General features: G+C 59.9%; 15 protein-coding genes and 1 pseudogene. 9 read left to right on the top strand and 7 right to left on the bottom strand.

What is annotated here, in order from left to right; genetic code table 11:
* The first annotated feature begins 120 nt into the window (after window positions 1-120).
* From ppsA to JOE34_RS21195, 8 genes are all read left to right on the top strand, one after another.
* Complete coding sequence (ppsA, locus tag JOE34_RS21230) at window positions 121-2,496, top strand: phosphoenolpyruvate synthase (protein ID WP_004418234.1); 2,376 nt, start codon at window positions 121-123, stop codon at window positions 2,494-2,496.
* Window positions 2,497-2,688: 192 nt separating this feature from the next.
* The gene (locus JOE34_RS21225) at window positions 2,689-3,678 is read left to right on the top strand and encodes an alpha/beta fold hydrolase (RefSeq protein ID WP_024665808.1); all 990 of its coding nucleotides are present in this window, start codon (window positions 2,689-2,691) and stop codon (window positions 3,676-3,678) included.
* A gap of 98 nt (window positions 3,679-3,776) precedes the next feature.
* Window positions 3,777-4,265 (top strand): ribonuclease E activity regulator RraA, encoded by a 489-nt coding sequence (rraA, locus tag JOE34_RS21220; RefSeq protein ID WP_003315690.1) that lies wholly within the window; start codon window positions 3,777-3,779, stop codon window positions 4,263-4,265.
* Between the two features lie 11 nt (window positions 4,266-4,276).
* Window positions 4,277-5,272 (top strand): zinc transporter ZntB, encoded by a 996-nt coding sequence (locus JOE34_RS21215; protein WP_003315689.1) that lies wholly within the window; start codon window positions 4,277-4,279, stop codon window positions 5,270-5,272.
* Window positions 5,273-5,357: 85 nt separating this feature from the next.
* Window positions 5,358-5,606 carry a crfX protein gene (locus JOE34_RS21210; RefSeq protein ID WP_003383654.1) on the top strand — a complete coding sequence of 83 codons (249 nt, stop codon included), beginning with the start codon at window positions 5,358-5,360 and terminating at the stop codon, window positions 5,604-5,606.
* Window positions 5,607-5,608: 2 nt separating this feature from the next.
* Window positions 5,609-6,433, top strand: coding sequence for a mechanosensitive ion channel domain-containing protein (locus JOE34_RS21205; RefSeq protein ID WP_003315687.1), 825 nt, complete (start codon window positions 5,609-5,611; stop codon window positions 6,431-6,433).
* 82 nt (window positions 6,434-6,515) lie between these two features.
* The gene (gene sigX, locus JOE34_RS21200) at window positions 6,516-7,106 is read left to right on the top strand and encodes an RNA polymerase sigma factor SigX (protein WP_003315686.1); all 591 of its coding nucleotides are present in this window, start codon (window positions 6,516-6,518) and stop codon (window positions 7,104-7,106) included.
* Between the two features lie 105 nt (window positions 7,107-7,211).
* Window positions 7,212-8,246 carry an OmpA family protein gene (locus JOE34_RS21195; RefSeq protein WP_003392951.1) on the top strand — a complete coding sequence of 345 codons (1,035 nt, stop codon included), beginning with the start codon at window positions 7,212-7,214 and terminating at the stop codon, window positions 8,244-8,246.
* Window positions 8,247-8,333: 87 nt separating this feature from the next.
* Here JOE34_RS21195 and cobA read toward each other — a convergent pair whose 3' ends face one another.
* The 5 genes and pseudogenes from cobA to JOE34_RS21170 form a co-directional block, all read right to left on the bottom strand.
* Complete coding sequence (cobA, locus tag JOE34_RS21190; RefSeq protein WP_024684475.1) at window positions 8,334-9,095, bottom strand: uroporphyrinogen-III C-methyltransferase; 762 nt, start codon at window positions 9,093-9,095, stop codon at window positions 8,334-8,336.
* A 10-nt stretch (window positions 9,096-9,105) separates the two neighbouring features.
* A complete protein-coding gene (locus tag JOE34_RS21185; protein WP_209996620.1) occupies window positions 9,106-11,826 on the bottom strand; it encodes a nitrate reductase in 2,721 nt (906 codons plus the stop codon).
* Window positions 11,827-11,852: 26 nt separating this feature from the next.
* Window positions 11,853-13,052, bottom strand: a pseudogene (locus tag JOE34_RS21180) (FAD-dependent oxidoreductase); the annotation flags it as partial.
* A 276-nt stretch (window positions 13,053-13,328) separates the two neighbouring features.
* Entirely contained in the window at window positions 13,329-14,990 is a 1,662-nt protein-coding gene (locus JOE34_RS21175; protein WP_209996618.1) for a bifunctional protein-serine/threonine kinase/phosphatase, read from the bottom strand.
* Between the two features lie 7 nt (window positions 14,991-14,997).
* Window positions 14,998-16,209 (bottom strand): nitrate/nitrite transporter, encoded by a 1,212-nt coding sequence (locus JOE34_RS21170; RefSeq protein ID WP_003423722.1) that lies wholly within the window; start codon window positions 16,207-16,209, stop codon window positions 14,998-15,000.
* A 904-nt stretch (window positions 16,210-17,113) separates the two neighbouring features.
* On the opposite strand from JOE34_RS21170, the gene JOE34_RS21165 reads away from it, so the two are divergent.
* Window positions 17,114-18,361 carry a glycoside hydrolase family 68 protein gene (locus tag JOE34_RS21165; RefSeq protein ID WP_209996616.1) on the top strand — a complete coding sequence of 416 codons (1,248 nt, stop codon included), beginning with the start codon at window positions 17,114-17,116 and terminating at the stop codon, window positions 18,359-18,361.
* Window positions 18,362-18,420: 59 nt separating this feature from the next.
* Here the strand turns inward: JOE34_RS21165 and JOE34_RS21160 are convergent, their stop codons facing one another.
* A complete protein-coding gene (locus JOE34_RS21160; RefSeq protein ID WP_003392969.1) occupies window positions 18,421-18,996 on the bottom strand; it encodes an ANTAR domain-containing protein in 576 nt (191 codons plus the stop codon).
* A 14-nt stretch (window positions 18,997-19,010) separates the two neighbouring features.
* The gene (locus JOE34_RS21155; RefSeq protein WP_096116813.1) at window positions 19,011-20,222 is read right to left on the bottom strand and encodes a CmpA/NrtA family ABC transporter substrate-binding protein; all 1,212 of its coding nucleotides are present in this window, start codon (window positions 20,220-20,222) and stop codon (window positions 19,011-19,013) included.
* Window positions 20,223-20,242: the final 20 nt, after the last annotated feature.

The raw sequence follows: 20,242 nt of genomic DNA, 5'->3' as shown, positions 1-20,242 counted from the left end.
CACACTCGGTTTTGAACGCCCGATCTGTACGTCCGGGCAGACACGCCTGAAGCCACATCGCATGTGGCGCAGGTGAATGAGCTTTTCCCAACAACAAACACAGTTAGTGGAGAGATCACCTTGGTAGAGTACGTAGTTTCCCTCGATAAGCTCGGCGTCCATGATGTAGAGCACGTGGGGGGCAAAAACTCGTCCCTCGGCGAGATGATCAGCAACCTCGCAGGTGCTGGTGTTTCGGTGCCCGGCGGCTTCGCGACTACCGCCCAGGCCTACCGTGACTTTCTCGAGCTCAGCGGCCTGAACGAGCAGATCCATGCGGCGCTGGACGCCCTTGACGTCGATGATGTCAACGCGTTGGCCCGCACCGGTGCGCAGATTCGTCAGTGGATCATGGAGGCCGAGTTCCCCGAGCAGCTCAACGCCCAGATCCGTACTGCGTTTGCCGAGCTCTCTGCGGGTAATCCGAACCTGGCCGTGGCCGTGCGTTCCTCCGCAACGGCCGAAGACTTGCCGGATGCCTCGTTCGCCGGCCAGCAGGAGACCTTCCTGAACATCCGCGGCGTCGAGAACGTGATCCGTGCCGCCAAGGAAGTCTTCGCTTCATTGTTCAACGACCGTGCGATTTCCTACCGTGTACACCAGGGCTTCGACCACAAGCTGGTCGCGCTGTCTGCAGGCGTGCAGCGTATGGTGCGCTCCGAAACCGGCACGGCTGGTGTCATGTTCACCCTCGACACCGAGTCCGGCTTCCGCGACGTGGTGTTCATCACCGGCGCTTACGGCCTGGGCGAGACGGTTGTACAGGGCGCCGTCAACCCGGACGAATTCTACGTGCACAAGGACACGCTGGCGGCTGGCCGCCCGGCGATCCTGCGTCGCAATCTGGGCAGCAAGGCGATCAAGATGATTTACGGCGAAGAAGCCAAGGCCGGTCGTTCGGTCAAGGTGATCGACGTCGAGCCTGCCGATCGCGCGCGTTTCTGCCTGAGCGATGCCGAAGTGTCCGAGCTGGCCAAGCAGGCGATGATTATCGAGAAGCACTACAAGTGCCCGATGGACATCGAGTGGGCCAAGGACGGTGACGACGGCAAGCTGTACATCGTCCAGGCGCGCCCGGAAACGGTGAAGAGCCGTGCTTCGGCCAACGTCATGGAACGCTATCTGCTCAAGGAGACCGGCAAGGTACTGGTCGAAGGCCGTGCCATCGGTCAGCGCATCGGCGCGGGCAAGGTACGCATCATCAAGGACGTGTCCGAGATGGACAAGGTCCAGCCCGGTGACGTGCTGGTGTCGGACATGACCGACCCGGACTGGGAGCCGGTCATGAAGCGCGCCAGCGCAATCGTCACCAACCGTGGCGGTCGTACCTGCCACGCGGCGATCATCGCCCGTGAGCTGGGCATCCCGGCAGTGGTCGGCTGCGGCAACGCCACGCACACCCTTCAGGATGGCCAGGGTGTCACGGTTTCCTGCGCCGAGGGCGACACCGGTTATATCTTCGAAGGCGAACTGGGCTTCGACATCAAGACCAACTCGGTCGACGCGATGCCTGATCTGCCGTTCAAGATCATGATGAACGTCGGCAACCCTGACCGTGCCTTCGATTTCGCCCAGTTGCCCAATGCCGGTGTCGGTCTGGCGCGTCTGGAGTTCATCATCAACCGTATGATCGGCGTGCACCCCAAGGCGCTGCTCAACTACTCGGTGCTGCCACCGGAAATCAAGGAAAGCGTCGACAAGCGTATCGCCGGCTACGACGATCCGGTCGGTTTCTATGTCGAAAAGCTGGTCGAGGGCATCAGTACCCTGGCTGCCGCGTTCACGCCGAAGAAGGTCATCGTGCGCCTCTCGGACTTCAAGTCCAACGAGTACGCGAATCTGATCGGCGGCAAGCTCTACGAGCCTGAAGAAGAAAACCCGATGCTGGGCTTCCGCGGTGCGTCGCGTTATATCAGCGAGAACTTCCGTGACTGCTTTGAGCTGGAGTGCCGTGCGCTCAAGCGTGTGCGCGAAGAGATGGGCCTGACCAACGTCGAGATCATGGTGCCGTTTGTCCGCACCTTGGGCGAGGCGAGCCAGGTGATCGATCTGCTGGCCGCCAATGGCCTGAAGCGTGGCGAAAACGGCCTGCGCATCATCATGATGTGCGAACTGCCGTCCAACGCGATTCTGGCGGAAGAGTTCCTGGAGTACTTCGACGGCTTCTCCATCGGCTCCAACGACCTGACCCAGCTGACCCTCGGTCTTGATCGTGACTCCGGGGTGATCGCTCACCTGTTTGATGAGCGTAACCCGGCGGTCAAGAAGCTGCTGTCCAATGCCATTCAGGCGTGCAACAAGGCCGGCAAGTACATCGGCATCTGCGGGCAGGGGCCTTCCGATCACCCGGATCTGGCGCGCTGGCTGATGGATCAGGGCATCGAGAGTGTGTCGCTTAACCCCGATTCGGTACTGGAGACCTGGTTCTTCCTTGCCGAGGCACAGGCGCCTGTCTGACCCGCGGCGACGTACCTGAGGCACGGCCCTTAAACGACCGGGCTCCCGTGTGACGCGAACGCGGCCTGAGCCGTCATGTGGTTCAGGTGTTTGAATGAGGCGGTTTCTTCGGAAGCCGCCTTTTTTATGGCGCACCGCGAGACCCCGGAACGCGTGGTTTCATCCCGTCTGTCAAACCAGATAAAGAGTGATATGCAGAGCAGCAGCCAGCTTTTCCCCGTGGCCTTGATCAGCGCCGAGCGTCGTGGCGACCTGGTCGAGGACGTCTACCGTCTCAAACCTGCCAACAGCCCCGACGCCAGTGTCGAACTTGCGGTAACCCGGCTGGGGCGCGTCGATCAGCCGGATGTGCGTGGCACTCCGGTCATACTGCTGCATGGCAGTTTTTCCAACCGGCGGTTCTGGTATTCGCCCAAGGGCATCGGTCTGGGCGCGTATCTGGCGCGGGCCGGCTATGACGTGTGGATTCCTGAAATGCGCGGCCATGGCTTGTCGGCTCGCAACCTGAGTTATCGCAGCAATTGCGTGGCGGACTACGCGCGCTTCGATTTGCCAGCCATTGCCGCGTTCGTCGTCGAGCAAAGTGGCCAGATACCGCACTGGATCGGCCACTCGCTGGGCGGCACAAGCCTGGCGGCAGCCTTGGGCGGTCAGTATCTGGGGGCTGATACTGCAGCGTCCGTGGCGCTGTTCGGCAGCCAGGTCAGCCGCACCTACTGGCCGCTGAAAGTCCCGCCACTGCAATGGTCTGCGAAGTTGCTGCTGAGGTCCTTCGAGCATATCTCCGGACCGCGTTTCAAGCGCGGGCCGGAAGACGAGCCGATCGGCCTGGTTCTGGAAAGCATGCGCTGGCACGGGTTGTTCGGGCGTTTCGGTGAGCGTGACAACAACTGGTGGGCAGGGTTGAGCGCGGTTCAGGTGCCGCTTCTGGCTGTCGCTGCGGCCGGCGACCATCAGGACCCGGTGTGGGCTTGCCGTGAACTGTTCGAGCAGATCGGCAGCGAACACAGGCAATTCCTCTGCCTGAGCCGCGAACACGGCTTCAGCGAGGATTTCGATCATGTGCAGATGCTGGTCAGCAAGGCCGCGCAGCAGCAGGTCTGGCCGCGCGTGATCGAGTGGCTTGGCGAGCGCTCCGTTCCTGAACAAGTTGCAGAGTTTCAGGTCGCGGTGGGCAGTTAGCCGGTAAAGTCGCTATGGTTAGGCTCATCCGGTCGTGTCTGTTTCACTAAACCGTCTGTATCAATCGCGTCCCAATAGCCGATGAAAGGAGTTGTCCCATGCACTACCTCACCCCCGATCTGTGTGACGCCTATCCGGACCTGATTCAGGTCGTGGAGCCGATGTTCAGCAATTTTGGCGGCCGCGATTCGTTTGGTGGCCAGATCGTCACGCTGAAATGTTTCGAGGACAACTCCAAGGTCAGGGAGCAGGTCGAGCTCGACGGCAAGGGCAAGGTACTGGTCGTCGACGGTGGTGGCTCGCTGCGTTGCGCGCTGCTGGGTGACATGCTGGCTGACAAGGCTGCAAAGAACGGCTGGGAAGGCATGTTGATCTACGGCTGCGTCCGCGATGTGGATGTCATCGCCCAGACTGACCTGGGTGTCCAGGCGCTCGCCAGTCATCCGAAGAAAACCGAGAAGCGCGGCATAGGTGAGCTGAATGTGCCGGTGACCTTTGGCGGCGTGACGTTCCGCCCCGGTGAGTACCTGTACGCCGACAACAACGGCGTCATCATTTCCCCATCACCTCTGACCATGCCGGAATAAGCGAAGTATCCATGTTCGATGAAGCAAACGCGCAGTGGGGGCTGGTTCATGCCCTCGTTTTGGACGGTAAGGGTGGGGCGCGTTTCATCGCTCGAACCGAGTTGCAGGACCTTGCATTGCAGCCAGAAGAAAGCCTCTGGCTGCATTGGGATCGTAGCCACCCGCAGACACATGCCTGGCTGCGCACCGGCAGCGGTCTGAGCGAGTTTGCCTGCGACCTGTTGCTGGAAGAGAACACCCGGCCGCGTTTGTTGCCGTTGCCGGAGCAGGAGCTGCTGCTGTTTCTGCGCGGCGTGAATCTGAATCCCGGTGCGGAACCTGAAGACATGGTCTCGGTGCGTATCTTCGCTGCCGCGCAGCGGGTGATCTCGCTGCGCCTGCGTCCGTTGCGCGCCACTGAGGAACTGATTGAGCTGCTGGGGCAGGGCAAAGGCCCGAAGAGCGCCTCGGAGCTGATTCTGCACCTCGCGCAGCACCTCACTGACAAGGTTCAGGACCTGGTGGGTGAACTGACCGAGTCGGTCGATGAAGAGGAAGAAAAGAACGACGCCGACGAACGGTACAATCCCGAGCATGGCAAGCTGCTGCACATCCGTCGACGCGCTGCCGGCCTGCGCCGGTTCCTTGGGCCGCAGCGGGATATTTATGGTCAGCTTTCACGCATCAAGCTGTCCTGGTTTGCCCATGACGACGCTGATTACTGGAATGAGCTGAACAACAGCCTGACCCGTTATCTGGAAGAGCTCGAGCTGACCCGCGAGCGGGTGGGGCTGCTGCTGGAGTCCGAGGACCGGCGCCTGCGCGAGCACATGAACCGCACCATGTACCGCTTCGGTATCATTACCTGTATCTTTCTGCCGATGAGTTTTCTCACGGGTTTGCTGGGTATTAACGTTGGCGGCATTCCGGGTTCGGCCAGTTCGTACGGCTTTCTGGTGGCCTGTCTGCTGATCGTCGCACTGGGCGCAGGGCAGTGGTGGCTGTTCCGCCGTTTGCGTTGGGTATAGGGTGAGCCTCGATGGTTTTTTGGTGAGCTTGTGTGACTTGTTGTTTTCGCGTCGCGTCTTTGAATGACATTACGTGAGGTGCCTGATGCACGATCCGTTTGAAGAATCTTTACGCGACATGCTCAATTCTTCATCCTCCAGCCGGGATGATGACGCATGTCTGGGACGCGTCCTGAAGACCGCCAATCGCCAGGTCGGCGCCGGTGTGTTATTCGGGTTGCTGGGCCGCTGGTCTGAGGCGCTGATGATTGCTGTGAACAACGGCTCGGCCCACGTCTCTCCCGTTTCTCGTCGCACCTCGACAGGTGCGCGTTCTATCGATAAGGCTGATTGAGCATGGAATTGAACCTCTGGACCCAGAGCCTTCTTGCTGCAATGACTGCATTGTGGACCAAAGTCGCAAACTTCATCCCCAACCTGTTCGGCGCCCTGGTTGTGGTGTTGCTCGGTTTTGTCGTCGCCAAGCTGCTCGACGCGCTACTTTCCAAACTATTGGCCAAACTGGGCCTTGATCGTCTGGTCGGCGGTACCGGCCTGACCAAGATCATCGGCCGCGCTGGCGTCAAAGTGCCGGTCTCCACGCTGATCGGCAAGGTCGTCTACTGGTTCGTTCTGCTTATATTCCTCGTATCGGCCGCTGAATCATTGGGCCTGCAGCGGGTCTCAGCTACGCTCGACATGCTGGCGCTGTATTTGCCCAAGGTATTTGGTGCCGCGCTGGTGCTACTGGTGGGCGTATTGCTGGCGCAATTGGTCAATGGACTGGTGCGCGGTGCTGCCGAAGGCGTAGGGATCGATTACTCTGCCGGCCTGGGGCGAATTGCCCAAGGGCTGGTCATTATCATCAGTATTTCGGTCGCTATCAGCCAGCTCGAGGTCAAGACCGACCTGCTGAACCACGTTATCGTGATTGCGCTGATTACCGTTGGTCTGACAGTAGCGCTTGCCCTGGGCCTCGGCAGTCGCGAAATTGCCGGGCAGATCATTGCCGGAATTTACGTCCGCGAGCTGTTTCAGGTCGGGCAACAGGTACAGATAGGCGATACGGAAGGGCAAATCGAGGAAATCGGTACGGTCAAGACAACGCTACTGACAGACGAGGGGGAGCTGGTGTCGTTTTCCAACCGCATCCTGCTCGAGCAGAGAGTAAGCAGCCGTTAAGCGGTTAACCTGCTAATGTATGCCGCCAGGTTGCCGATACAGGCCATGGCGGACATTGACCTGACTGTCGGCAAGATTTGTTTTGAATAAACCTCAACCGTTTTCGACGCGCTACGACCCACGCGAGCTCTCAGATGAGGAGCTGGTTGCGCGCGCCCACGTTGAGCTGTTCAATGTGACGCGGGCCTACGAAGAATTGATGCGCCGTTACCAGCGAACACTTTTTAACGTGTGTGCGCGGTATCTGGGGAACGATCGCGATGCTGATGATGTCTGTCAGGAGGTGATGCTTAAAGTGTTGTATGGGTTGAAAAATTTTGAAGGTAAATCTAAATTTAAAACCTGGCTGTACAGCATCACCTACAATGAATGCATCACGCAGTACAGGAAGGAACGGCGTAAGCGTCGCTTGATGGACGCGCTGAGTCTGGATCCACTTGAGGAAGCGTCGGAAGAAAAGGCGCCCAAACCTGAAGAACGGGGCGGACTTGATCGCTGGCTTGTGTATGTGAACCCGATCGATCGGGAGATTCTGGTCCTGCGTTTTGTTGCAGAACTTGAATTCCAGGAGATCGCTGACATCATGCACATGGGCTTGAGCGCAACGAAAATGCGTTACAAGCGGGCTTTAGATAAATTACGAGAGAAATTTGCGGGAATCGCCGAAACTTAATACGGTGCAAATATCTCTAACAAACTGGCAAGGTCTGGTAGACTTGCCGCTGAGTTGTCCCCATGTGTGGGACTGCTTAATAATCATCAGATGGGGATTTAACGGATGAAACTGAAAAACACCTTGGGCTTGGCCATTGGTACTATTGTTGCCGCAACTTCGTTCGGCGCGCTGGCTCAAGGCCAAGGCGCGGTCGAAATCGAAGGCTTCGCCAAGAAAGAGTACTACGACAGCGATCGTAACTTCAAAAACGACGGCAACCTGTTCGGCGGCTCCGTTGGCTACTTCCTGACTGACGATGTTGAGCTGCGTCTGGGCTACGACGAAGTCCACAACGTCCGTAGCGACAGCGGCAAGAACATCAAGGGCGCAGACACTGCTCTGGACGCTCTGTACCACTTCAACAACCCAGGCGACATGCTGCGTCCATACGTATCTGCCGGTTTCTCTGACCAGAGCATCGGTCAAGACGCTCGCCGTGGCCGTGACGGTTCCACCTTCGCCAACATCGGCGGCGGCGCCAAGCTGTACTTCACTGACAACTTCTATGCCCGTGCAGGCGTTGAAGCTCAGTACAACATCGACCAAGGCAACACCGAGTGGGCGCCTAGCGTCGGTATCGGTGTAAACTTCGGTGGCGGCAGCAAGAAAGTTGAAGCAGCACCAGCTCCAGTAGCTGAAGTGTGCTCCGACAGCGACAACGACGGCGTGTGCGACAACGTCGACAAGTGCCCGGACACCCCAGCCAACGTTACCGTTGACGCTGATGGCTGCCCAGCAGTTGCCGAAGTGGTTCGTGTTGAGCTGGACGTGAAGTTCGATTTCGACAAATCCGTAGTCAAGCCTAACAGCTACGGCGACATCAAGAACCTCGCTGACTTCATGCAGCAGTACCCACAGACCACCACCACTGTTGAAGGTCACACTGACTCCGTCGGTCCTGACGCTTACAACCAAAAACTGTCCGAGCGTCGTGCAAACGCCGTTAAACAGGTTCTGGTTAACCAGTACGGTGTTGGCGCTAGCCGCGTAAACTCGGTTGGTTACGGCGAAAGCAAGCCAGTTGCTGATAACGCAACTGAAGCTGGCCGCGCAGTTAACCGTCGCGTAGAAGCAGAAGTAGAAGCTCAAGCTAAGTAATTAGCCGCTTGTACTGAAAAGCCCGGCTTAGGCCGGGCTTTTCTTTGCCTGCGATTTGGCATTGCGTCTGTTCAGGCGGGCTTGATGTCAGCCGGCATTCAGCTGCGCGTGGTCTGTCAGGGTTTGATTCAGCAGCTCATTGCTGTGCGCGGCAACCGCACCGATCACCAGAATGGCGGGGCTCTTCAATTGGAAAGCGGCTGCGTCCTGTTGCATGTCATTCAGGGAGCTGCGGCATTCGCGCTGCCACGGCAGCGAAGCGTTCTCGATCATCGCCACCGGCATCTCGCCACTCATTCCGCCTGCCAGCAGGCTCTCGCGAATTTCCGCCAGTTTCGCCACGCCCATGTAAACCACCAGGGTGGTTCCGCCTTGCGCGAGCGCCTGCCAGTTGAGGGTGCTGTCGTCCTGAGTGTGAGCGGTGACCAGCGTCACGCCACGGCTAATACCACGCAGGGTCAGCGAAATGCCGCACTGTGTTGCACCGGCAAGACCCGCTGTAATGCCGTTGACCAGTTCCACGGCGACACCGCGCTCCTGCAGCCATTGAGCCTCTTCACCGCCCCGTCCGAAGATGCAAGGATCGCCGCCTTTAAGGCGAACCACGCATTTGCCCTGACGGACATAGCGCAGCATCAGGCGATGGATAAACGCTTGCGGCGTCGAACGGCAACCGCCGCGCTTGCCGACCGCGATGACCCGCGCTCCCGGACAATGTTCCAGCACTGCGGGGTTGACCAGATCGTCGATCAGCACTACGTCGGCTTCAGCCAAGGCACGCACTGCCTTGAGGGTCAGTAATTCCGGGTCGCCTGGGCCTGCGCCCACCAGCCATACTTTTGCGCTCATGCCGCATTCCTCATTCTGTAACCGCCACGGTATGGATCAGTCTTCTTATTTCCGGCACGCACGAGCCGCACTGGGTGCCGCAGCCCAACTGTGTCTTGAGTTGATTCAGGTCCAGGCCACGCTCGATAGCGCTCATGACCGCGTTCTGGCTGACGTTCATGCAGTTGCACAAGGTCTTGTCGCGAGTCTGTGTCGAGTCTTTGCCCGGTTCGCTGCTCAGCGGTGCCAACAGCCAGCGCCGCAGTGAAGCATCGACGCGCTGTTCCAGCCACAACGTCTGCAGCCAATGCCGGGCAAGTGTTTCACCGGCCAGACGAATCGCGGTAATACGTTGGTTGTCGATACGTACTCGCTTGCCGATCGAGCGTTTGGGGTCGTCATACGCCATGACCGGTCCTTCATCCAGGCCCAGTACACGATCAATCTGCTCTAGCAGCGCTGAATCGGGTGCTTGTGCGCTGGCGGCGCGTATCAGCAGAGCCGGTCGCTCGCGTCCGGCAAGGCCCATGCTCAGGTAGGGGAAGGCGTCGCACAAGGGGCGCAGCTTTTCCATCCGTTGTTGCACGTTGCCCTCGACCAGCGCAAAGAATTGCCAGGGCAGGTAGGCTTTTTCGATCCTGACGCCGGCGTGCTTGAGTTCCGGTTGTTTCGAGACCGGGTCGAAGGCTGGCTGGGTGAGCACATTGATCCCCCCCTTGAGGAACCTGTCGCCCCAATGCATCGGCACAAAGGCCTGTCCGACTGCAACGCTGTCCTCGCTACCGACGGGCAACAGCAGTTCGCCGCGCCGGCTGATCAGTTTGATCAGGTCGCCGGGTTGCAGGTCATGGCTGAGCATGTCCTGCGGATTAAGGCTCAGCACTGCTTCGCTGACGTGTCCGAACAAACGCGCAGCGGTGCCGGTGCGACTCATGCCATGCCATTGATCGCGCAGCCTGCCGGTGTTGAGCGTCAGCGGGTAGTCGGCATCGCGCAATTCCCTGGCGGCAATGTAAGGCTCGGACAGGAACCGCGCCCGGCCTGAATCGGTGGCAAAGACTCCATCGCTGTAAAGGCGCGGCGTGCCGCTGCTAGCGCCACGCGGGAAGGGCCATTGTTGCGGGCCCTGCTGGTCGATGAGCTCGCGGTCGATTCCGGACATGTCCAGATCGCGTCCGACCGTCAGGCCCTTGAACTCATCGAACAAGGCCTTGGGTGTGGCGAAATCGAACAGCGCGGGCGCGTCGGGTTGCAGGCGTTTTTGCAGGCGCTGGGCGAAATCCACTGTGATTGCCCAGTCGGAGCGCGCTTCGCCGGGCGGCTGGATGGCCTTGCGCACGTTGGAGATGCGCCGTTCGGAGTTGGTCACCGTGCCTTCTTTCTCGCCCCAACTGGCGGCAGGCAGCAACAGATCGGCATAACGCGCGGTTTCGGTGGTTTTGAACGCTTCCTGGAGTACCACGAACGGGCAGGTTTCCAGCGCTTGCCTGATGCGGGTCTGGTCGGGCAGTGACTGTGCCGGGTTGGTACAGGCGATCCACAGGGCCTTGATCGTTCCGCTCTGCAATTGCTCGAACAGTTCGATGGCTGAAAGGCCGGGATTGGCAGGCAGGCTGTCGACGCCCCAGTAGTCTGCAACCTCCTGACGATGCTGAGGATTTGCCGCGTCGCGATGGCCTGGCAACAGGTTGGACAAGCTGCCGGTCTCACGTCCGCCCATGGCGTTGGGCTGGCCAGTGAGCGAGAAGGGGCCTGCGCCGGGTTTGCCAATCTGCCCGGTCGCCAGGTGCAGGTTGATCAGCGCGCTGTTTTTCGCGCTGCCGGCCGTGGACTGATTCAGCCCCATGCACCACAGCGACAGAAAAGCCGGAGCTTCGCCCACCCAGCGGGCGCAGGTGTGCAGCTGTTCCAGAGTAATGCCGCAGAGGGAGGCCACGTGCTCAGGCGGGTAATCACCGGCCAGCGTGGCCAGTTCCTCATAGCCCTGTGTGTGCGCGGCAATGAACGCCGGATCGATCAGGCGTTCGTTCATCAGTATATGAAGGATGCCGTGAAACAGCGCGACGTCCGTGCCGGGCTGAATCGCCAGGTGCAGGTCGGCCAGTTCGCAGGTGTCGGTGCGCCGTGGGTCGATGACGATGAGTTTCATCTGCGGACGACAGCTTTTTGCCTCTTCCAGACGACGAAACAGAATCGGGTGCGCGTACGCCATATTGCTGCCGACGATCATCACGCAGTCGCTCAGTTCGATGTCTTCGTAGCTGCAGGGCGGTGCATCGGCACCCAGGCTGCGCTTGTAGCCAGCCACGGCTGAGGACATGCACAGCCGTGAGTTGCTGTCGATATTGTTGGTGCCGATCAGTGCGCGCGCCAGCTTGTTGAACGCGTAGTAGTCTTCGGTCAGCAACTGGCCGGAAATGTAGAAGGCGACGCTGTCGGGACCGTGTTCGCGAATGGTCTCGGCGAACACATTGGCCGCGTGCTCCAGCGCGGTATCCCAATCGGTGACGCTGCGCACCAGGCCCTTGCCCAAACGCAGTTCCGGGTACAGCGCGCGGGCTTCGATGTCGCCGGTCAGGTGCAGGCTCGAGCCTTTGCTGCACAGCTTGCCGAAGTTGGCCGGGTGCTTCGGGTCGCCGCTGACACCAAGAATATGCTCGCCGTCATGTTCGATCAGTACGCCGCAGCCCACGCCGCAATAGCAGCAGGTAGACGCCGTGATTCGAGGGGTGTGGAGGGCAAGGCTGTTCATGCGCAGGCAGCCTCTGGCGCAACGGGTTTGCCGAACATCAGATGGTCGCGTATGGCGTCGATACCCTGGCCATCACGGATCTGCTGCAAGTACCAGTTGCCGTCGGCGGTGTCGCCGTACAGGCAGGCGCCGACCAGTACATCGTTCTTTATTACCAGCTTCTTGTAGACACCGCCGATGGGGTCGGAAAGGGTGATGCTTTCAGTGCCTTCGCCACCCAGGAAATCGCCGGCGGAAAACAGATCGATGCCGGTGACTTTCAGCTTGGTCGAGGTGACCGAGCCCTGATAACGCGCAAAGCCCAGTTGCGCAAGGTGATTGGCGCACACTCGGGCCTGCTCGAACAGCGGCGCCACCAGTCCATAGGCGATGCCGCGGTGGCTGACACATTCGCCAATCGCGTAGATGCGCGGGTCGTAGGTCTGCAAGGTGTCATTGACCAGGATGCCGCGGTTACAGGGCAGGCCGGCTTGCTCGGCCAATTCGGTGTTGGGCCGTATGCCGGCGGCCATGACCACCAGATCGGCGTCGATCCTGTCGCCGTTGTTGAATTGCACTGCGGTTACACGGCCCTGATCATCGCCGAGCAGGGCGTTGGTCTGTTCGTCGAGGCGAAAGCTCAGGCCGCGCTTTTCCAGCGCCGCTTGCAACATCCGCCCGCTGGTCTTGTCCAGCTGGCGCTCCAGCAGCGTCTGGCCGTTATGCACTACCGTGACGTGCATGCCGCGCAGACTCAGGCCGTTGGCCGCTTCCAGGCCGAGCAACCCGCCGCCGATGACGACTGCGCGTTTGTGCGTGACGGCGGTGTCGATCATCTGCCGCGTGTGGCCGATGTCGCGATAACCGATGACGCCGTTCAGCGTGTTGCCGGGGATCGGCAGTATGAACGGTCGCGAACCGGTGGCAATCAGCAGCCGGTCGTAATGGGCCTGAGTGCCGTCATCGGCGATCACCAGGCGTCTAATGCGGTCGATCTTCACCACGCGACGGTTGAGCAACAACTGGATACCGTTGCGTTCGTACCAGTCGAGATCGTTGAGCACGATGTCTTCGAAATTCTGTTCGCCGGCCAGTACCGGCGACAGCAGGATGCGATTGTAATTGGGGTGTGGCTCGGCACCGAAGACCGTGATGTGGTAAAGGTCTTCGCTCAGTTTCAGCAACTCTTCGAGTGTGCGCACGCCGGCCATGCCGTTGCCGATCATCACCAGTTTGAGTTTGGTCATCTTGCCTCCGAGTCACTGCAGCGCGTGCTCGACATATTTAGCGCAAACAAAAAAAGGCGTCCCGTCAGTGGCCTGACGAGGACGCCTTTGTCCGGTCCCGTTCTCTCGGGAGACGCAGCCTTCAGCGTTGAGGGCGGCGTTTTATGAATTATCTAACAAGGACCATGCAGCGCTTGTGCCAACTCGGATTTGCCGGCCTGCGCGGCGTGCAGCCGATAATGCACACCCTTTCTGCACTGCGTTGAGGCGCGTTGCACAGAAGCGGGGCGCAAGGGCTCAGTGGCGGCCCATCAACCAGATCATCAGCACCAGATTGAACAGCAGGGAGAGCAGGGCCAGTGTTCGCCAGACTTTCAACGGTTCGCGTTCCAGCAGCGGACGCGGCTTTGCCACCAGCGGACGATGCTCGGCCTGCTCCAGTTCCAGCAACCACTGTTCGGCGGTTTCATAACGCTGGTTCGGGTCGGCGTGCAGTGCCTTGTCCAGGCTTTGGCTCAGCCACTGCGGCAGATCCGGTCGGTAACGACTGGCAGGTATCGGTGTGCCGAAGCGACGGTGCTGAAAGGCTTCGATCTCACCGTACGGGTATTGCCCTGTCAGCAGGTAATACAGGGTGACGCCCGCTGCGTACAGGTCTTGTTGCGGATGCGGTTCCGCGCCGTTGAAGGCTTCCGGTGCTATATAGCTGGGTGTGCCGGGCAGGTCTTCGGTGTTGACCGCCGAAAGGCCCGGGCAGAACGCCAGGCCAAAATCCAGCAGGCGCAACTCGCCGTCGTCGGCCAGCAGCAGGTTTTCCGGTTTGATATCGCGATGGATGATGTTGCGTCGATGCAGCAGGCCCGTGGCCCGTAGCAGCCGCGTGGCGAGATCCTGCCACTGCGCCAGCGGCAACGGCCCTTTGCCAGTGAAAAGCTCGGCCAGTGTGTGCCCGCGGTACTCGCGCATCACGTAATACAGATGCTGTCGGTCTGGCAGCGGGTGTATCTCGGGAAAGAAGCGCCCGGCGACCCGACGCAGAAACCACTCTTCCAGCAGCAGCCCCTGACCGGCGCCGGTTTCGTCATGGCGACGGGCCGGCAGGGTTTTCAGCAGCCAGGGTTGCTCATGGATATCGGTGACGCGATAAACGATGGACTGGCGTGACTGCGCCACGATGCTGCCGACTTTCCAGCCCTCGAATGTCTGATCGGCCTTGAGCGCGGGTGGCAGCGGCCATTGTTGCAGTTGCAGCAGCGCATCCCCCAGATCGTCCTCGCCGAGCATGTCGACCTGAATCAGCAGGGCGCTGGCATTGTCCTGACTGCCGGCCAGGTGCGCCGCGCTGACCAGGGTTTTCACCGCGGCGTCGAGGTCGTGCTGTTCGCCCAGAATCGAGCGAATGCTCGCATCGCCCAGCGTCGCCCAGACCCCATCGCTGACCAGCAGCAGGCGTTCGCCCTCACACAACTCGCCGTCCAGGTAATCCATGACCACGTACTGATCCAGACCCAGCGCACGCTTGAGCACATGCTGCATGTCGGCCTGTTCCCAGACGTGATCTTCACTGATGCGTTTGAGCGTCCCGGACCGCCAGCGATAAGCCCGGCAGTCGCCGACATGGGCGAGGGTGAAGCGCCGACCGCGCAGCACCAGAGCGCTGAGGGTGGTCAACAAGCCGTTGGCCAGCAGCCAGCGATTCTGGGCCAGCAGCAGACGATCAAGGGACTGCGCCACGCCCCAGGTTTCCGGCGTGGCGTAATAGTCGAGGGCCAGCGCCTGCAGGGTCGACTGCGCGGCCAGTGCGCCGTCGGCACACTGGCTGACGCCGTCGGCAAGGGCGAACAGATAGCCCTTGCTGGCCGCCAGCGCCGGGACTGGCGTGACCAGGCGCACGGCGTCCTGATTTTCCGCTCGCGGTCCGCTGGCGCTGAATTGCGCAAACTGCAGTTGCAGGGTCATCGGCGCTTCAGACCCGAGCCGCCGTGACTGCGGCCGAACCCCAGGTGGTTCTCCAGCGCCGCTTGACGTTCAGCAGGCCGAACCAGGCCAGTACCGCCAGGCCGGCGAACAGCCACAGGCCCAACTGGTAGTCGCCGGTGTTCTGTTTGATGGTGCCCAGGCCTGCCGCCAGCAGGAAGCCACCGATGCCACCCGCCATACCGATCAAGCCGGTCATGACCCCGATTTCCTTGCGGAAGCGCTGCGGTACCAACTGGAATACCGCGCCGTTGCCAGCACCCAGACCCAGCATTGCAGCCACGAACAGCGCCAGCGCTGCCCACGAACTCGGCAGGTTGAAGCCCACGGCGGCAATGCCGATTGCGGCAACCGCATACATGACGGTCAGCGTGCGAATCCCGCCGAAGCGGTCGGCCAGCGCGCCACCCAACGGACGCATCAGGCTGCCACCGAATACGCAGGCAGCGGTGTAGTAACCGGCAGTGATCGGGCTCAAGCCATATTGGTCGTTGAAATAGCCGGGCAGGGCGCTGGCCAGGCCAATGAAACCACCGAATGTCACACTGTAGAAAAACATGAACCACCAGCTGTCACGGTCACCCAGCGCCTTGAGGTAGTCCGCCACGGATTTGGGTTTGCTGCGTTGCGGGGCGTTGCGTGCCATCAGGGTGAAGGCAATCAGCGTCAGAACCAGCGGGATCAGCGCCAGGCCGAAGACGTTGCCCCAGCCGAAACTGGCCGCCAGCACCGGCGCGATCAGCGCGGCCAGGACAGTGCCGGAATTGCCCGCACCGGCGATGCCCATGGCCTTGCCCTGATGCTGGGCTGGATACCATTGCGACGCCAGGGGCAGTGCGACAGCGAACGAAGCACCGGCCATACCGAGGAACAGGCCCAGCACCAGCACTTGGCCATAGGTGTGAATGCCCAGTTGCCAGGCAACCAGCAGTGCGCCGATAACAATCACCTGGCCGATGACCCCGGCAGTCTTGGGCGACAGCTGGTCGGCCAGCAGGCCCATGAAGAAGCGCAGCACCGCACCCGCCAGAATCGGCGTGGCGACCATCAGGCCACGTTGCTGAGTGGTCAGGTGCAGGTCAGTAGCAATCTGCACCGCCAGCGGGCCAAGCAGGTACCAGACCATGAAACTAAGGTCAAAATAGAGAAAGGCCGCGAACAGGGTCGGTTTGTGGCCTGCCTTCCAGAAGCTTGTATCCATGTGCACACCTCATCATCTGCTAGTTAGTCAGTCGGGCCATGACCGCGACACGGGTTATTCAGACGCTGTGGTGGAGTGTTCCGAATGACGGCGACTCCACCGGCCCCTTCGCCGGGGCCAAAACGCAAAAACGTCGCCTCTCTGTCCACGGGGGCGGAAAGAGATGAGCGACGTCTTTGTCGTAAAAGGTGATAGCCGCCGTTGGCTACCGGTGAGATTGCTTTAGCAATAGATGGGCCAAGGGCGGTGCAAGCGTGTCAGCCTTACGTCGCAGGCAGGTTGTATTGCTTTCAGGATCTGCGAGCAGACTGATGTATGACCTCGAACCGTGCGTGGGTCGGCAGGCGCGCTGCAAAAAAGGGCGTGGCGGCGAAAAGCCAGATAACGGCTTGCACAGTCCGTATCAGTCAACAGAAACAGGCAGTTAACAGGATTCAAGAATATTTTATTAAAGTTCAAACTATTTAATATTATTTAATGTGCCATCAGTTTTACGTGTAAGTACTGTCATTGTGATGCTGTTTCGATACGCAGCTATGATGACCTTAATGTATATAAGTTAATACGCAGCTCGCAGAGTTGTACGATAACAACGCTGCAAATATTTAATTTACTTTGCGTGGTATGTCTGAGAGCATCGCTTCTGTCGCAACCTGTGACGCTTATTCAACAGACAGTGATTTCACTTTTCAATCCGGTAATCTGTAGTTGCAGTTTGCCAGTCAATTTCGATAAATGCTTACTTTGAAAGAAGTCATCGGCTACTCGCTCTTTTATCGGCTTCCGGTTGTCCTCGACACCTGAATGCCCGACACACTCTGCACCTCGGCATTGCACGCATGCCTGCCGTGTTGCCTTCCTATCCGCGCTGCTTGTACAGGCGCCTGCAAAGGACATCATCATCATGAGTAACATCAATTACGCACCTACCATCTGGTCCCGTGCCGATGCGTTGAAGGTCAATGAAAATGACCCGACCACCACGCAACCGTTGGTAAAAGCAGACTTTCCGGTCATGAGTGATAAGGTCTTCATCTGGGACACCATGCCGTTGCGCGAGCTTGACGGCACGGTGGTCTCGGTCAACGGCTGGTCGGTCATCGTCACGCTGACAGCTGATCGCCACCCCGACGACCCGCAGTATCTCGGCGCCAACGGCCGCTACGACATCAAGCGCGACTGGGAAGATCGTCACGGGCGGGCGCGCATGTGCTACTGGTATTCGCGTACCGGCAAGAACTGGATCTTCGGTGGCCGGGTCATGGCCGAAGGCGTGTCGCCCACCACCCGTGAGTGGGCGGGCACACCGGTACTGTTGAATGACAAGGGTGATATCGATCTTTACTACACCTGCGTGACACCGGGGGCGACAATTGCCAAAGTACGCGGCCGTATTGTAACGTCCGATCAGGGCGTGGAGTTGAAAGACTTTACCCAGGTCAAAAAACTCTTCGAGGCCGACGGCACTTATTATCAAACCGAAGCGCAGAACTCGACGTGGAACTTCCGCGACCCCAGTCCGTTTATTGATCCCAATGATGGCAAGTTGTATATGGTCTTTGAAGGTAATGTCGCCGGCGAGCGCGGTACGCATTCAGTGGGTGCTGCGGAACTTGGCCCGGTGCCACCCTGCCATGAAGAAGTGGGCGGTGCGCGTTTTCAAGTGGGCTGTATCGGTCTGGCGGTTGCTAAGGATCTCAGCGGTGAAGAGTGGGAAATATTACCGCCACTGGTCACTGCGGTGGGTGTCAATGATCAGACCGAACGTCCGCATTATGTCTTTCAGGACGGCAAGTATTATTTGTTCACCATTAGTCACAAGTTTACGTATGCCGACGGTGTGACCGGGCCGGATGGCGTTTACGGTTTTGTGGGCGAGCATTTGTTCGGGCCTTACCGGCCGATGAACGCATCCGGACTGGTGCTGGGCAATCCGCCTGCACAGCCTTTTCAGACGTACTCCCACTGCGTGATGCCGAACGGCCTGGTGACTTCGTTCATCGACAGCGTGCCCACCAGCGGCGATGACTACCGTATCGGCGGCACCGAGGCGCCGACGGTTAGAATCCTGTTGAAGGGCGACCGCTCGTTCGTGCAGGAAGAATATGACTACGGCTACGTCCCGGCTATGAAGGATGTACAGCTGAGCTGACAGGCTGTGCCCCTGTAACCTGTGAAGAACGCCTGTGCGGACAGGCGTTCTTCGTGGCTTCAGCCCAGCAGTTCGCTCATCGCGATAATCTGCTCTGCCACCTGAATCAGCTTCTGCTGACGACTCATTGCCTGACGTCGCATCAGCGTGTAAGCGTCCTCTTCGTTGCAATCCTTCATCTTCATCAGCAGTCCCTTGGCCAGTTCGATGCGCTTGCGCTCGGCCAGTTGCTGGTCGCGGGCATGCAATTGCGCGCGCAGCGCCTGATCGCTTTCAAAGCGGGCCATCGCCACATCCAGAATCGGTTGCAGCCGTTGCGCCTGAATACCCTCGACGATATAAGCGCTGACCCCGGATTTGATCGCCTGGCGCATCACGCCTGGATCGTGCTCGTCGGTGAACATCACGATGGGACGTGGCTGGTCGCGGCTGACCAGCACCACTTGCTCCATCACATCGCGACCTGGCGATTCAGTGTCAATGAGGATGACGTCCGGGCGCACGGCTTCAACGCGCGCGGGCAGGTCGATGACCAGTCCGGATTCGTCGATCACGTCGAAACCGGCCTCTATCAAGGCTGACCTGAGGCGACCGACCTTTTTGGCCGTGTCATTGATAAGCAGGATACGCAGCATGGTTACGTTCTCCTTCAACGACTGGCCACAGCGGGCGCGTCGTCGGCCAGCGAGTGGAGCTTGAAGCTACGCGCGTAGCCCGCCGGATCGCTGCCGTCCCAGACCCTGCCATCGATCAGCTGGCTGCTGCGCAAGGTCGCGGCAGGTACGTCGATGCCCAGCGCACTGGCGGCCTGACAGTACAGGTCGAGTTGTTGCACACGGCTGGCCACCGCCAGGTAATCCGGGTCTTCGCGCAACAGGCCCCAGCGTCGGAACTGGGTCATGAACCACATGCCGTCAGACAGCCAGGGGTAGTTGACCTGTCCCTGGGCATGGAAGCTGACCGCGTGAGGGTCTTGCCAGCGATTGCCGAGACCGTCGCTGTACTGGCCGAGCAAACGCGGTTCGATGCAGTCCACTGAGGTGTCCAGGTAATCGGCACCGCTGAGCAGTTGTGCGGTGCTGCGCCGGTTATCGTCGTTTTCCTCGATGAAGCGGCTGGCTTCCAGTACGGCCATGATCAGCGCTCTGGCAGTGTTGGGGTTCTGCTCGACAAACTCACGGGTACAGCCCAGCACTTTGCCCGGGTGATCCGGCCAGATCGACTGGCTGGTCGCCATGGTGAAGCCCAGTTGCTGCTGTACGGCGCTGGCGCCCCAGGGTTCGCCGACGCAGAAACCGTCGATGCGCCCGGCCTGCAGGTGTTGCGCCATTTGCGTGGGCGGCACTACTACACTGTTCACATCATCCAGCGGATGAATGCCCTGACTGGCCAGCCAGTAGTAGAGCCACATGGCATGGTTGCCGGTGGGGAAGGTCTGCGCGAAGGTCAGCTTTGAGCCGCTTTGGTGCGCGCGTTTGTCCAGTGCTTCAGGAGTGATCACGCCGGCCTGCTGTAATTCGCGGGACAGGTTGATGCACTGGCCGTTCTGGTTGAGCCCCATGAGGATGGCCATGTCGGTCGCCGGGCCACCGCTGATGCCCAGTTCCACGGCGTAGATCAGGCCGTACAGGCTGTGTGCCGCCTGCAACTGCCCGCTGACCAGTCTGTCGCGCAGCCCGGCCCAGGAAGTCTGACGCTCAAGGTTCAGGCTCAGGCCGTAAGGCTGGGCGAAACCCTGCGTGGCCGCGACCACCAGCGGGGCACAGTCGGTCAATGCCATGAAGCCCACGTCCAGGCTGTTCATTTCCGGGGCGTCGCTACCGGCCACCCAGTCCAGCGCATTACCGGTTCGTTCGTTCATCGCGCGTGCTTCATCAAAGG

The sequence above is a fragment of the Pseudomonas sp. PvP028 genome, assembly GCF_017832255.1.
GTDB lineage: Bacteria > Pseudomonadota > Gammaproteobacteria > Pseudomonadales > Pseudomonadaceae > Aquipseudomonas > Aquipseudomonas syringae.
Note: the sequence above shows the minus strand (reverse complement) of the source record. Positions and strands in the feature narration are given on the sequence as shown.